Source organism: Bradyrhizobium sp. Leaf396, assembly GCF_001424605.1.
In the GTDB taxonomy this organism is placed as follows: Bacteria; Pseudomonadota; Alphaproteobacteria; order Rhizobiales; family Xanthobacteraceae; genus Bradyrhizobium; species Bradyrhizobium japonicum_C.
On the sequence record NZ_LMQJ01000003.1, the window covers coordinates 104,348 to 117,326 of the forward strand.

Here is a 12,979-nt window from a genome sequence, read left to right on the forward strand (position 1 = left end):
CCGCCTCGTCAGGAAAAGGTCTCAACGACTCGCGGCCTCGCTCAGCCGGCGATTGATCCGCGCCGCACTTGCCTTCAGCACTTCGGACGGCTGCTGCCCGGTGGCCGCACACAAGCAGGCCCAATAATAGATGACGTCGCCGAGCTCATTGACGAGGCCCGCCTGGTCCAGCCAGCCGTCTCGCAAGAGCTTCTTGACGTGGTCGGCCACCTCGCCGGCCTCGCCGGCAAGGCCAAGACCGAGATAGGACAGCCGCTCGTTGGACGGATGCTCGTCGACTTTCGCTATGCTCGCGGCCCAGGCCACATATTCATCGATCGTCATCGGCATTCCCCGCCGCTTGCGTCGATTCAGCCCACCACTTCGGTGACGGGCTGGAGATCGATCTCGAAGGTCTCCAGGAATTTCGAGGTCATGATGTAGAAGCCCACCGAGAGCTGCAATTCGACCAATGCAGCGGGCGTCAGCTTCGATGCGATGGCCTTGAACGTCGCATCGGTCGGCTTGCGCAGCTTCACGATCTCGTCGGTGAAGGCGAGCGCGGCGCGCTGCACCTCATCGAAGCAAGACGCCGCCTGCCAGTTCTCGAGCGCCTCGTTCTGCTCGTCGGTGACGCCGACATTCTTGCCGATGCGCTTGTGCGCGACGACCTCGTACGGAGCCTCGCACAGAATTCCGGTGCGGGTGATCGCAAGCTCACGCACGATCGGGTCGAGCTCGCCCTTGTGGCGTATGGCGCCGCCAAGGCGGCAGTACTGCTCGAGATAGCTCGGCGAGTGCGCCATCATGCGGAAGATATTGGCATTGCGGTTCTTGCCGAGGAGCTCGCGGGTGCGGTCGGATGCCTTGGACGGGTCGCTGTAGTCGATACGGGCCATTTTGCTGAAGTTTTCCCTGGGCTTTTGATGCTTCTTGTCGTCGTGGGCACAATTTCCCGATGACTCTATGCGCGCGTGGACGCAGGAGCAACATCAGGGAGTCAAATTGCCGCCGCATTGCTGATCAACCCTGAGACAGTCGATATTCGCCGTGTGGGGACAAAGCGCGGCGAGTACTCGCAAATGGGGTGTTCCGAGTAAAACAATTGGCCATCGGGTGCGCTAGCCGCACAACGGTGAGTCACGCCCAAGTCTAGGGAGAAAAAGGCATGAAGGAAGCCACCAAGGGGGCGGCCTCGGGAGCGCTCGCGCATATGCTGGCGGTGACGGCGATGCTCGTCATCGCCAGCATCTTGTTCTACGGGCGCTAGTTGGAGTTTTAGTGCTTTCGTCATTCCGGGGTGGCTCTCGCACAAGCCAGGCCCAGAATACCCGTTCCAGGCTCGGTCGCATGACCGCCCCCGAATGACGAATCCCTCTACGACCTCGTGAAGAACGGCACGAGCCGGCCGGCAAAGGGCTTGAAGCTTGCGGTGACCGAATCGCCGATGGCGAGATCGTCGTCGCCATGCGCCATCATGCGAAAACCCTCTGCACAATCGACCAGCAGGATGTTGTAGGGTACGTGCGCCCGCGTCTCTGATGTGGCGGCCCGGCAGACCAGCGAGGTCGCGTACACCCTGCCCTTGCCGCTGGCGCGCTGCGCGCGCGGGCCGGATGCACCGCAGGCCGCGCAGAAGGCGCGATGGAAATACTGCACGTGACCGCATGAGATGCAGGTCTGGTAGGTGATCGCCTCTTCGCCCTTGGTCCAGTCCGTCAGACGCTCGCTCATCGCACCCGCTCCAGGAACATGCTCACGTGAGAGGACAGCACGCCGCCGTCGCCGTGCAACAGCGCAATGGACGCATCCCGCACCTGTCGGTCAGCCGCCCGGCCCGTCATCTGCAAATGCGCTTCGACCAGATGCGCCATGGCGCCGCCGACCCCGCAATGGCCGTAGCTGAGCAGGCCGCCGTGGGTGTTCAGCGGCATCGCGCCGTCGCGGCCGAAATGGCCTGATCGAACGCGGGCGGCAGCCTCACCGCGCCCGGCAAGGCCGAGGTCCTCCAGCAGCATCGCAAGCGTGATCGTAAAACTGTCGTAGATGGCGGCGTAGCGCACGTCGGAGATCGCCAGGCCCGCGGCGTCCTTCGCACGCGCGATCGAGATCTCGGCGCCGAGCTCGCTGAGGGCGGGAGCTGCGGTGACATGCTGATGGGTGTGGGCCTGGGCGCAGCCGCGGATGCGCACGCCCGCTTGCCCGGTCCGTTCGCGACTGATGACGAAGGCCGCGCCGCCATCGGAGACCGGGCAGCAGTCGAGCAGCTTGAGCGGCATCGCCACCGGCTTCGAGGCCATGACGTCGGCGACCGTAATGGGATCGTGGAATTGCGCGCCGGGATGGGTGCAGGCGTGGCTGCGCATCAGCACCGCGAACTGGGCAAGGTCCTCTTCGGTCACGCCGTATTCGTGCATATAGCGGTTGGCAACGAGGCCATAATAGGCAGGAATAGTCGGCCCTAGCGGCACCTCGTAGTCGGGATGTCCGACCTGCGCCAGCGCCTGGACCGAGGCATCGCGGCTCTGCCCGGTGAGGCGGTTCTCGCCCGCGACGACGAGCACGTGGCGGACGATGCCGGATTCGACGAGGTGATGCGCGAGCATCGTCATCGCGAGCCCCGTCGCGCCGCCGACCTGCACGGCGTGGGCATAAGCAGGACGGATGCCAAAGTGCTCGGCGAAGACGGTCGCCAGCATGATGTGAGGCGAGACGGTGGAGTAGCCGCAGAGGATGCCGTCGATATCCGAACGCTTCAGCCCGGCATCGTCCAGCGCGGCTTGCGCCGCCTTGCTCATCAGATCGAGCGAGGACGAGCCTTCGTGCTTGCCGAACGGTGTGAGGCCGACGCCGGTGATGAAGCTCATGGTGCCCTCCTGTCATTCCGGGGCGGCCCGAAGGGCCGAGTCCGGAATCCATCGCGCAGCATGTGCCGAGCATGAATGGATTCCGGACTCGCGACATTGTCGCGCCGCGGAATGACGGATGAGAGAGCTGTGGTCATCCCTACCTCTCCTCCTCCGGCGCCGAGCGCGTGACGCCGTCGCGCACCATGGCTGCGATCTCGTCGGCGGAATAACCGATCTCGCGCAGGATCTCGGCGCCATGCTCGTTGAGCCGCGGCGCCAGGCGCGATGGCTCGGCTTCGGTCTCTGACCACGTCGCCGTCACCTTCATGCTGCGGATTTCGCCTTCTGTTGGATGGTTCACCACCGGGAAAAAGTTCGTCGCCTCAAGATGCTCGTCGTGCAACATCGAGGCAAGGTCGTGCATCGGCATCACCGGGACGTCGGCCTTGGTGAGCAGCTCGATCCATTCCGCCGTCGTGCGTGTCTCGAAGATGCGAGCGAGCTCGGCGTAGACCACGTCGATATTGGCGGCGCGGCCGGCGAAGGTTGCGAATTTGGGATCGGCGCGAAGATCGTCGCGCTTCGTGGCCTTGAAGAAGTTCTCCCATTGCTTGTCGTTGTAGACGATGACGCTGAGATAGCCGTCCGAGGTCTTGTACGGCCTGCGGTCGCGCGAGAGGTGGCGGGCATAGCCGCCTTTGTCGAGCGGCGGCTCGAAGGTGAGCCCGCCCATGTGGTCGCCCATGACGAAGCCGGCCATGGTCTCGAACATCGGGATGTCCAGACGCTGGCCGCGGCCGGTGCGGTCGCGGTGGACGAGGCTGGCGCAGATCGCGCCGACGGCGGTGAGGCCGACGATGCGGTCGACCAGCGCGTTCGGCACGTAGCGCGGCACGCCGTCGCCGGTCTGCGCCATCAGCGCCGGCAGCGCGGTGGCGCCCTGGATCAGATCGTCATAGGCGGGTTTTGCGGCATAGGGCCCGTCCTGGCCGAAACCGAACACGCCGGCGTAGACCAGGCGGGGATTGATGGCAGAGACGACGTCGTAGCCGAGCTGCAGCCGTGCCATGGCCTGCGGACGGACGTTGTAGACGAGGACGTCGGCGTCCTTCAGCAATCTCAGCACGGCCTCGCGCCCGGCGGGCTTCTTCAAATCGAGGCAGATCGAGCGCTTGCTGCGGTTGGTGTTGAGAAACACCGGACCCATGCCGGCGTGACGCATCGGGCCGATCAGGCGTGTGACGTCACCCTCCAGGGATTCCACCTTGACGACGTCGGCGCCGTAGTCGCCGAGCATCTGGGTCGCATAGGGCCCCATCAGCACGGTGGTCATGTCGATGACCCTGACGCCCTTCAGTGGCCCCATCGTTCGCTCCCGATTGCGCGGGACCCAGGTGCCCTCGCGATTTCGGTCCCAGCTAACGGCAGCGCCGCCGCACGCGCAAGGGCGGGCGGCGTATGGCGGCATGCGCGGTGCGGCGATGTCGCCCGCTATTTCTTCTGACGGGATTCGCGGATCTTGAGGAGCCGATCGAGCTCGTCGTTCTGCTGGGTGATCCGGTCGGCGATGCGCGACTCGCTCTGCTCGCCCGAGGCCGCCGCGGCCTGCTCGATGAGCTGGCGAATATTGTCCTCGAGGATCGCAATACGATCGTTGAGTGCGTCCATCGACAGCGAGTCTTCGTAGTCAGTGCTCATGATGCATTCCCTGCAAATCAATCAGGAGCATTAAGGCTGGCCGAGGCAGGCCCACCATGATTTAGCGCAAAGAGGTGGGCACGGCGCGTGGCGCCCGTGCCCAGCCCACAGAGCGACCTACTTCAGCGGCTCCAGCACCGAGACGTAGTTGGCGACGGCAGCACCGCCCATGTTGAAGATGCCGCCGAGCTTGGCATTCTTGAGCTGCATGCCTTCGGGCGCTTGCCCCGCCAGCTGCATCGCGGTCATCACGTGCATGGAAACGCCGGTGGCGCCGATCGGGTGCCCCTTGGCCTTGAGGCCCCCGGAGGGATTGACCGGGAGCTTGCCGTCCTTGAGCGTCCAGCCTTCCTTGATGGCACGGGCGCCCTGCCCCTTCGGCGTCAGGCCCATCGCTTCGTATTCGATCAGCTCGGCAACCGTGAAGCAGTCATGGGTCTCGACGAAGGAGAGATCGGAGAGCGTCACACCGGCTTTTTCCAGCGCGCGCTGCCAGGCGACCGTGCAGCCCTCGAACTGGAGGATGTCACGCTTGCTCATCGGCAGGAAGTCCTGGGCGTGCGCGGTGGCGCGGAAACCGATCGACTTGTTCATGGTTTTGGCTGTCTCAGGGTCGGCCAGCACCAGCGCAGCGGCACCGTCCGAGACCAACGAGCAGTCCGTGCGCTTCAGGGGACCGGCGACGTAAGGGTTCTTCTCGCTCTCGGCGCGGCAGAAGTCGAAGCCGAAATCCTTGCGCATCTGGGCGAAGGGATTGGCGACGCCGTTCTTGTGGTTCTTGGCTGCGATCAGCGCCAGCGCATCTGACTGGTCGCCATACTTCTGGAAATAGGAGCTGGCGATCTTGCCGAACACGCCGGCGAAGCCGCCGACCGTGTCGCCGTCCTCGGGCAGATAGGAGGCCTTGAGCAGGTTCTTGCCGATCTCCGGACCGGGCGTGCGCGTCATCTGCTCGACGCCGACGACCAGGACGATCTTGGCGGCCCCTGCGGCAATCGCGCGCAGGCCCTGATGGACGGCGGCGGAGCCGGTCGCGCAGGCATTCTCGACGCGCGTCGCCGGCTTGAAGCGCAGCTTGGGGTCGGCCTGAAGCACCAGCGAGGCGGTGAAGTCCTGCGGAGAGAAGCCGGCATTGAAATGACCGAGCACGATCTCGTCGACATCACCAGCCGAAACGCCGGCGTCGGCCAGCGCCTCATTGGCGACCCGCACGACGAGGCTTTCCACGGTCTCCGTGTCGAACTTGCCGAACGGTGTATGCGCCCATCCGACGATGCTGGCGGTCATGGTCCATTCTCCCTGGAGGTCTCTTCCTGAGCTAAGTCTTAGCCTAGCATTGGCAAGACTTCACGCGGCTTTCAGCGCCTTGACTGTCCGCTCGCAGATGGCAGTTATGCCGGCCCAGTTCCCAGCCCGGATCTCCGCCGGCGGGCAAAGCCAGGACCCGCCGACCGCGACCACGTTGGGCTCGGCCAGCCAGGTCGCCGCATTGGCCTCACCGATCCCGCCGGTCGGACAGAAGCGTAGGTTCGGGAACGGCCCGCCGAGGGCGCGCAGGCCCTTGATGCCGCCGGCCTGCTCGGCCGGAAAGAATTTGGCGACGTCGAAACCGTAGGACAGCGCCATCATCAGCTCGGAGGCCGTGGCAATGCCCGGCGCGAAGGGCAAGGAGCTGTCGGTCGCCACCTTCAGGAGATCGGGGGTCAGGCCCGGACTGATGCCGAACGCCACGCCAAGCTTCTCGACACGGGTGAAGTCGGCCGGGTTGAGGATCGTGCCAATGCCGACGACCGCCTCGGGCACCTCCGCCATCATCGCCCGTGCCGCCTCGATCGCAACGGGGGTGCGCAGGGTCACCTCCAGCGTGCGAACGCCGCCGGCGACCAGCGCACGCGCCAGCGGCACCGCATCCTGGATTCGCTCGATGGTCAGGACGGGAATGACCGTCGCGGCCTTGAACAGGGCGACGAGGTGATTCTGTTGGGCACTCGTGGTCATTAGGTCTCGATTCACTTGGTGGCTTGGCGAGAGGGCGCCGGCCGGTGCCGTTTCTTCGGCGGCATGGCATAGCCCGGAATGATGGCACCGGGATAGCAAATCACGACGCCGGCGAGGCGATGCCCGGCCTGGGCCGCCTCGACCGGATCGGAACCGCCGAGGCGGGCCGCAATATAGGCGGCCGCAAAGCTGTCACCGGCGGCAGTCGTGTCCACCACGGGCTTGGTCATCGGCTCGGCCGGAACCTCGCTGGTCCCGCCGGGAAAGCGTAGCAGGCTCACCGGCTCGGCCAGGCGGAACACCAGCTCGGGGCTGGGAATGCGCGCCATCAGTTGATCGTCGCTCTCGCCCGGATAGAGTGCGAGCAGATCCTCGGTCGAGGTCAGCACGATGTCGGCAGTCGCAAGCGCCGCGGCAAACACCTCGCGCGCAACGTCGCGATCGGGCCACCCGCGTGCGCGAAAATTGGTGTCGAACACGAAGCGGGTGCCGAGCAGGCGCGCGCGCTTGATCGCGGCGAGCAGCCGCTCGCGTCCGGGTGCGTCGTAGATCGAGAGCGTGATCGCGGAGAGATAGACGACGTCATAGCTCATCAGCGAGTTGAGGATCTCGTCGGTCTCCGGCAGGCTCATCAGCTGCCGCGCAGCCGCGCTGTCGCGCCAGTGGAAGAACTGGCGCTCGCCCTTTGCATCCGTCTGGATCATGTAGAGGCCGGGCAGCTTGCCTGCCAGCCGCACGACACGCCGCGTGCCGACGCCTTCCGCATTCCAGGCCGCGACCATCTCGTCGCTGAGACCGTCATCGCCGAGTGCGGTGAAATAATCGACCTTGATGTCGAGCCGCGCCAGATAGACGGCCGTGTTGAGGGTGTCGCCGCCGAAGCCCCGTGAGTACAGGCCGCCGCCCTGCCCGGCAGATGCGCCTCCTTGCGCCTGCCTCAGCTCGACCATGCATTCGCCGATGCAAGCAACGCTCGCCATCACCAGGGCCCGCCCAGTCGGAGATCAGGGAACGAAATTGCCGCCGAGCTCGTCTTCGATGTGAATGCGAATGATGTCGTCGAAGTTCTTCTCGGCGGTGGTGAAGCCGAGCTCGCGTGCGCGCTTCGGATCGAAATTGCGTGGCCAGCCGCCGACGATGCCGACGATGAAGGGATCCGGCTCGCGCTTGATGCGCGCGGCGACCTTCTCGCCGGCAACCCGCTTCAAGGCGGCGATCTGCTCGCCGACCGTGGCCGACAGGCCCGGCATGGTCAGGTTGCGGCGCGGGCCGACGGCGGCGAGGTCCATGGTGCCGGCGTGCAGAAGGAAGCCGACGGCCGAGCGCGGCGTGGCGTGCCAGTGGCGGACGTCCTCGGACACCGGGAGGATCGCCTCCTTGCCGGCCAGCGGCTCGCGCAGGATGTTGGAGAAGAAACCCGAGGCCGCCTTGTTTGGCAGGCCGGGCCGGATACAGATCGTCGGCAGGCGAATGCCGATGCCGTCGAGGAAGCCGCGACGGGAATAGTCGGCGAGCAGCAATTCGCCGATCGCCTTCTGGGTCCCGTAGCTGAGCAGCGGGGTGTGGAAGAACTCGTCGCCGATCGCATCCGGGAACGGCGCACCGAACACCGCGATCGAGGACGTGAAGACCACGCGTGGCTTGTAACCGCCGCCCGCGAGCCTGATCGCGTCGAGCAGCATCCGCGTGCCGTCGAGGTTGATACGATACCCCTTGTCGAAGTCGAGCTCTGCCTCGCCCGAGACGATGGCGGCGAGATGGAAGATCACGTCGGGGCGGCCGGCGACCAGCTTTTCGGCCGCGCCCGGTACCGCGAAATCGCCCGAGATGGTCTCGACCGGGAAGCCGGCGTTCTCCGGCTTCTTCGGTTCGACCACGTCATGCATGGTGAGCTTGGTGATGTCGCTCTTGCCCAGCCGGCCGTCGCGCAGCAGCCGTTCGCAGAGTTTGCGGCCAACCATGCCGGCAGCGCCCAGAACCAGAATGTGCAAGAGCCTAACTCCTTCTTATTGGCCGAAGCGCACCGCTCCGGATGCCGCTTCGGCAAGCACCGCGATCACTCCTTCACGGCGCCGGTCATCGCCGACACATAATGCTCCACGAAGAAGGCGTAAAGGATCACGAGCGGCAGCGAGCCGGCCAGCGCTCCGGCCATCAGCGAGCCCCAGCGGTAGATGTCGCCGTCGACGAACTCGTTGACGATCGCGACCGGGACCGTCTTGTTGCTGGTCGATTGCAGGAACGTCAGGGCGTAGATGAACTCGTTCCAGCACAAAGTGAAGCAGAAGATGAAGGCCGAGATCAGGCCGGGGATCGCGAGCGGCAGCACGATCTTGACCAGGATCTGCCATCGGCTTGCCCCGTCGATCAGCGCGCACTCCTCCAGCTCGAACGGGATGGTCTTGAAATAACCCATCAGCAGCCATGTCGAAAACGGAATCAGGATGGTCGGATAGGTCAGGATCAGCGCAAGCGGCGAGTCGAACAGGCCGTACTGAAACACGACGGTGGCGAGCGGAATGAACAGGATCGACGGCGGCACCAGATAGGCGAGGAAGATCAGCCCGCCAACGAGATTGGCGCCCTTGTAGCGCAACCGCACGATCGCGTAGGCGGCCAGCACGCTCGCAAAGATCGACAGCACCGTCGCGCACACGGCCACGTACATCGTATTCCAGAGCCAGTGCGGGTAATAGCTCTCGAACAGAAGCTTGTGAAAGTGCTTGAACGTCGGATTCCAAGTCCAGAACGGATTGTACTTGTCGAGGTCGAGCAACTGCTCGTCGGGCTTCACCGACGTCAGCGCCATCCAGTAGAACGGGAACAGCAGGACGACCACGATGATCGTGAGCGGCAGATACAGCGTCACCATCCTGCGCGGCACCGACTGCAGATAGCTCATGCCCTCGCTATGGTCGTCCTTCGCCGCGGTCGGAGAGGACGCCGACAGGGTGGCCTTGAGATCAATCGACCTGGTCGGCAGATCAGTCATTGTTCTCTCCCTGCTGCCATTTCCTGCGCTGCAGGCCGAACCACGAGACCATGATGGCTGCGAGCAGGAAGGGGATCATCGCGCTGGAGATCGCGGCTCCCTCGCCCAGCTGCCCGGCAATGATCGCGCGCTGGTAAGACAGCGTGGCCATCAAATGGGTGGCGTTGACCGGGCCGCCACGCGTCATCGCCCAGATCAGCTGGAAGTCGGTGAAGGTGAACAGCACCGAGAACGTCATCACGACCGCGATGATCGGCGTCAGCAACGGATAGGTGATGTGCCGGAACATCTGCCAGCGCGACGCGCCGTCGAGCGTTGCGGCCTCATAGAGCGATGGCGAGACGGTCTGCAATCCCGCAAGCAGCGTGATCGCCACGAAGGGAACGCCGCGCCAGACATTGGCGAAGATCACACAGATCCGCGCCCAGGTGGTGTCCCCCAGGAAATTGATGTTCTGGCTGATCAGTCCGAGCTGCTTCAGCGACCAGGAAATGATCGAGAATTGCGAGTCGAAGATCCACCAGAAGGCGAGAGCCGACAGCACCGTCGGAACGATGAAGGGGATGAGCACCATGGCGCGCAGCATCGCCTTGAACGGCATATGCTCGTTGAGCAGCAGCGCAAGATAGAGCCCGATGCCGAATTTGAAGGCACTGGCGACGAACGTGTAGAGCAGCGTGTTGAATACCGACAACCAGAAGATAGAGTCGTCCCAGAGCCACTCATAGTTCTCGGTGGCGACGAATTGCCCGACCCTGCCGATGCGGGTGTCCGTGAAGGACAGCCAAATGCCGAGCCCCAGCGGATAAGCCAGGAAGAAGATCAGGAACGCCATGGCCGGCACCATGAACCAGAAGCCGAGCCAGTTGCGATTGTGTTTGAGCTGGATCCAGGCGCTGTCCTCGCTCAACTGAGGCTTGGCCCGGGGAATTGCGACATCAGCCATGCCCGATATCCCTGATCAAAAATATTGACGGGCGGGCGGCCGGAGGGCCGCCCGCCCGGTGACCGTCAGCGATAGATGCGTTTCAGCTGGCGCTCGGCTTCCGCCATCGCACCCTTCGCATCCTTGGTGCCGGTGCAGTAATTGGCGAACATGTCGACGACGATGAAGTCGGCGATCGCGGTTGCCGCCTTCTCGCCGACCGTGCCGATACCGGACGCGGGCAGCGTGCGCTTTGAAGCCTGTGCGAACACGGCGTTCTTGGGATCCGCTGTCCAGATCGGCGCGGACTCATAGGCGTTCAAGGTCTGCGTCAGATAGCCCTGCGCGCCATCCAGCCACTTCTCGTAGTTCTCCTTCTCCAGCATGAAGGCGACGAATGCCTTCGCCGCGTTCGGATACTTGGTGAAGTTGAACGCGAGGATCGGCAGCGCCAGCTGCAGCTCAGTCGGCTTGCCGACCGGACCGACCGGCCAGAGCGCGTGATAGGTGTCCGCAGCGAGCTCCTTCTTGCTCGCATCCGTCTTGGCGGCGACGTAGATCGAGATTCCGTTCGCTGTGCAATAGAGTTCGCCAGCGAGGAACGCCTTGTTGTTGGAGGAGTCGTTCCAGGACGCAGTGCCCGGGATGAAGCTCTCGTACAGCGCCTTGCAGTATTCCAGCGCCTTCGCCGTCTCCGGCGAATTGATCACGATCTTGTCGTTCTGGTCGACCGTGTACGCGCCATGCCCCCACAGCACCCAGTGCAGCCACGAATTGCCGTCGCCCGATGCGTGGCCGAGCGCGAAGCCGGCCGGCGTGTTGTTCGCCTTCAGCGCCTTGCACATCTCGAGGAAGCCGGGGAAGTCCTTCGGGAATTCCTTGAAGCCGGCCTTGTCGAGCGCCGACTTGCGGTACGTCATGTAACCGCCGTTGGTCGCGACGGGGATGCCGAGCCAGTCATTTCCCTGCTTGCAGGTCTTGGCGGCCGCGTCGGTCCAGCCGCCGTATTTCTTGCCGAGATAATCGGCGACGTCGTTCATCTTCAGCACTTTGGTCGGGAACAGCTGCGGCAGCGTGTGCAGGCCCCAGGCGAGATCGAGCCCCGAACCGGTGTTGGCTGCAACCGAGGCCTTCGGCTGCACGTCCTCGAAGGATTCGCTGAACACGTTCATCTCGGTGCCGGTCGCAGCCTTGAAGGCCGCAACCATTGCGTTGAACGCATCGTCCTCCGCCGGCACGAAGCGCTTCCAGCGCATCACGGTCAGCTTGGCGCCGGGCTCGGCTTTCCAGGGCGCGCTCTGCGCCCAGGCCCTGGCGAAGTCGAACAGTGCCGGCCCGGTCAGCATGCCGGTCGCAGCCAGTGCCGTTCCGCCTTGAAGCAATGTTCGGCGGGTAAAGTCTTGCATGTCGTCCTCCCTGTGATGTTTTTTGTCGTCTTATGCTTTGTTGCTTTATGCGCTACGCGTTGAGGCGTTTCCCCGTCGCGTCGTCAAACAAGTGCACCAGCGCCGGGTCGGGCTTCAGCCGTATCTTGTCACCCGGGTTGAACTGGTGACGCTCGCGGAAGACCGCGACCACCTGCTCGCCACCGACCTTGGCGAACACCTGCGTCTCCGAGCCGGTCGGCTCGACCACGATGATCTCGGCCTCGGCGCCATCGTCGGCGATGGTGAAATGCTCCGGCCGCACGCCGTAGACCGCGGGACGGCCGTCGGACGCCGTCGGCGCCGTCTTGAGCGGCAGCTTGACGCCGTTCGGTCCCTCGAAGGTGGCAACGCCATTGACGCGCACATGCCCCTTGAGGAAGTTCATTGCGGGCGAGCCGATGAAGCCGGCGACGAACTGGTTGTCGGGCTTGTCGTAGAGCTCGAGCGGCGTGCCCATCTGCTCGACGATGCCGTCATGCATGACGACGATCTTGTCGGCCATGGTCATGGCCTCGATCTGGTCGTGGGTGACGTAGACGGTCGTCGTCTTCAGCCGCTGGTGCAGTTCCTTGATTTCGGTGCGCATGGCGACGCGCAGCTTGGCATCCAGGTTCGACAAAGGCTCGTCGAACAAGAACACCTGCGGATCGCGCACGATGGCGCGCCCCATGGCGACGCGCTGGCGCTGGCCGCCGGAGAGCTGGCGCGGGTAGCGGTCCAGCAGCGGCGACAGCGCCAGGATCTCGGCCGCGCGCTTGACGCGCTTGTTGATCTCGTCGGCGCTGGCATTCCGCAGCTTCAGCGAGAAGCCCATGTTGTCGGCGACCGTCATGTGCGGATAGAGCGCGTAGTTCTGGAACACCATCGCGATGTCCCGCTCCTTGGGCTGGACATTGTTGACGACGCGATCGCCGATCGAGATCGTGCCGGAGGTGATGTTCTCGAGACCGGCGAGCATGCGCAGAAGCGTCGACTTGCCGCAGCCGGAGGGACCAACCAGGACGACGAATTGGCCGTCCTCGATCGGTATCGTCACGCCGTGCAGGACTTCGAAATTGCCGAACGATTTCCGCACGTCGCGGATTTGCACAGACGACATCTAGCTCCCTCC

Annotated in this window: 14 protein-coding genes; all 14 read right to left on the reverse strand. The window is 64.3% G+C overall.

Translation table 11 applies throughout. From position 1 onward, the window contains the following. Positions 1-21: 21 nt before the first annotated feature. Positions 22-324 (reverse strand): nucleoside triphosphate pyrophosphohydrolase family protein, encoded by a 303-nt coding sequence (locus tag ASG57_RS04150; protein WP_024338233.1) that lies wholly within the window; start codon positions 322-324, stop codon positions 22-24. A 26-nt stretch (positions 325-350) separates the two neighbouring features. Further along, complete coding sequence (locus ASG57_RS04155) at positions 351-878, reverse strand: carboxymuconolactone decarboxylase family protein (RefSeq protein ID WP_024338234.1); 528 nt, start codon at positions 876-878, stop codon at positions 351-353. Between the two features lie 478 nt (positions 879-1,356). Next, positions 1,357-1,713, reverse strand: coding sequence for a Zn-ribbon domain-containing OB-fold protein (locus tag ASG57_RS04160; protein WP_024338235.1), 357 nt, complete (start codon positions 1,711-1,713; stop codon positions 1,357-1,359). Next, complete coding sequence (locus ASG57_RS04165) at positions 1,710-2,846, reverse strand: thiolase family protein (RefSeq protein WP_024338236.1); 1,137 nt, start codon at positions 2,844-2,846, stop codon at positions 1,710-1,712. Before ASG57_RS04165 ends, ASG57_RS04160 begins: the two co-directional genes overlap by 4 nt. Positions 2,847-2,985: 139 nt before the next feature. Continuing rightward, on the reverse strand, positions 2,986-4,194 hold the full coding sequence (locus ASG57_RS04170; RefSeq protein WP_024338237.1) for a CaiB/BaiF CoA transferase family protein: 1,209 nt from the start codon (positions 4,192-4,194) through the stop codon (positions 2,986-2,988). 125 nt (positions 4,195-4,319) lie between these two features. Further along, a complete protein-coding gene (locus tag ASG57_RS04175) occupies positions 4,320-4,526 on the reverse strand; it encodes a hypothetical protein (protein ID WP_024338238.1) in 207 nt (68 codons plus the stop codon). A gap of 117 nt (positions 4,527-4,643) precedes the next feature. After that, positions 4,644-5,813, reverse strand: coding sequence for an acetyl-CoA acetyltransferase (locus ASG57_RS04180; RefSeq protein ID WP_024338239.1), 1,170 nt, complete (start codon positions 5,811-5,813; stop codon positions 4,644-4,646). Between the two features lie 60 nt (positions 5,814-5,873). Beyond that, positions 5,874-6,524, reverse strand: coding sequence for a bifunctional 4-hydroxy-2-oxoglutarate aldolase/2-dehydro-3-deoxy-phosphogluconate aldolase (gene eda, locus ASG57_RS04185; protein WP_024338240.1), 651 nt, complete (start codon positions 6,522-6,524; stop codon positions 5,874-5,876). A gap of 11 nt (positions 6,525-6,535) precedes the next feature. Continuing rightward, positions 6,536-7,504 (reverse strand): sugar kinase, encoded by a 969-nt coding sequence (locus ASG57_RS04190; protein WP_057195766.1) that lies wholly within the window; start codon positions 7,502-7,504, stop codon positions 6,536-6,538. A 24-nt stretch (positions 7,505-7,528) separates the two neighbouring features. Beyond that, entirely contained in the window at positions 7,529-8,515 is a 987-nt protein-coding gene (denD, locus tag ASG57_RS04195; protein WP_024338242.1) for a D-erythronate dehydrogenase, read from the reverse strand. Positions 8,516-8,580: 65 nt separating this feature from the next. Then, a complete protein-coding gene (locus ASG57_RS04200) occupies positions 8,581-9,516 on the reverse strand; it encodes a carbohydrate ABC transporter permease (RefSeq protein ID WP_024338243.1) in 936 nt (311 codons plus the stop codon). Next, entirely contained in the window at positions 9,509-10,462 is a 954-nt protein-coding gene (locus ASG57_RS04205; RefSeq protein WP_024338244.1) for a carbohydrate ABC transporter permease, read from the reverse strand. Before ASG57_RS04205 ends, ASG57_RS04200 begins: the two co-directional genes overlap by 8 nt. Before the next feature lie 65 nt (positions 10,463-10,527). Further along, positions 10,528-11,847 carry an ABC transporter substrate-binding protein gene (locus tag ASG57_RS04210; protein WP_024338245.1) on the reverse strand — a complete coding sequence of 440 codons (1,320 nt, stop codon included), beginning with the start codon at positions 11,845-11,847 and terminating at the stop codon, positions 10,528-10,530. Positions 11,848-11,899: 52 nt separating this feature from the next. After that, complete coding sequence (locus ASG57_RS04215) at positions 11,900-12,967, reverse strand: ABC transporter ATP-binding protein (protein ID WP_024338246.1); 1,068 nt, start codon at positions 12,965-12,967, stop codon at positions 11,900-11,902. Positions 12,968-12,979 lie beyond the last annotated feature (12 nt).

What these genes read in the sequence shown, in the direction of transcription:
- ASG57_RS04150 (WP_024338233.1), bottom strand. Translation starts at nt 324, where the DNA reads ATGACGATCGATGAATATGTGGCCTGGGCCGCGAGCATAGCGAAAGTC.
- ASG57_RS04155 (WP_024338234.1), bottom strand. Translation starts at nt 878, where the DNA reads ATGGCCCGTATCGACTACAGCGACCCGTCCAAGGCATCCGACCGCACC.
- ASG57_RS04160 (WP_024338235.1), bottom strand. Translation starts at nt 1,713, where the DNA reads ATGAGCGAGCGTCTGACGGACTGGACCAAGGGCGAAGAGGCGATCACC.
- ASG57_RS04165 (WP_024338236.1), bottom strand. Translation starts at nt 2,846, where the DNA reads ATGAGCTTCATCACCGGCGTCGGCCTCACACCGTTCGGCAAGCACGAA.
- ASG57_RS04170 (WP_024338237.1), bottom strand. Translation starts at nt 4,194, where the DNA reads ATGGGGCCACTGAAGGGCGTCAGGGTCATCGACATGACCACCGTGCTG.
- ASG57_RS04175 (WP_024338238.1), bottom strand. Translation starts at nt 4,526, where the DNA reads ATGAGCACTGACTACGAAGACTCGCTGTCGATGGACGCACTCAACGAT.
- ASG57_RS04180 (WP_024338239.1), bottom strand. Translation starts at nt 5,813, where the DNA reads ATGACCGCCAGCATCGTCGGATGGGCGCATACACCGTTCGGCAAGTTC.
- eda (WP_024338240.1), bottom strand. Translation starts at nt 6,524, where the DNA reads ATGACCACGAGTGCCCAACAGAATCACCTCGTCGCCCTGTTCAAGGCC.
- ASG57_RS04190 (WP_057195766.1), bottom strand. Translation starts at nt 7,504, where the DNA reads ATGGCGAGCGTTGCTTGCATCGGCGAATGCATGGTCGAGCTGAGGCAG.
- ASG57_RS04200 (WP_024338243.1), bottom strand. Translation starts at nt 9,516, where the DNA reads ATGACTGATCTGCCGACCAGGTCGATTGATCTCAAGGCCACCCTGTCG.
- ASG57_RS04205 (WP_024338244.1), bottom strand. Translation starts at nt 10,462, where the DNA reads ATGGCTGATGTCGCAATTCCCCGGGCCAAGCCTCAGTTGAGCGAGGAC.
- ASG57_RS04210 (WP_024338245.1), bottom strand. Translation starts at nt 11,847, where the DNA reads ATGCAAGACTTTACCCGCCGAACATTGCTTCAAGGCGGAACGGCACTG.
- ASG57_RS04215 (WP_024338246.1), bottom strand. Translation starts at nt 12,967, where the DNA reads ATGTCGTCTGTGCAAATCCGCGACGTGCGGAAATCGTTCGGCAATTTC.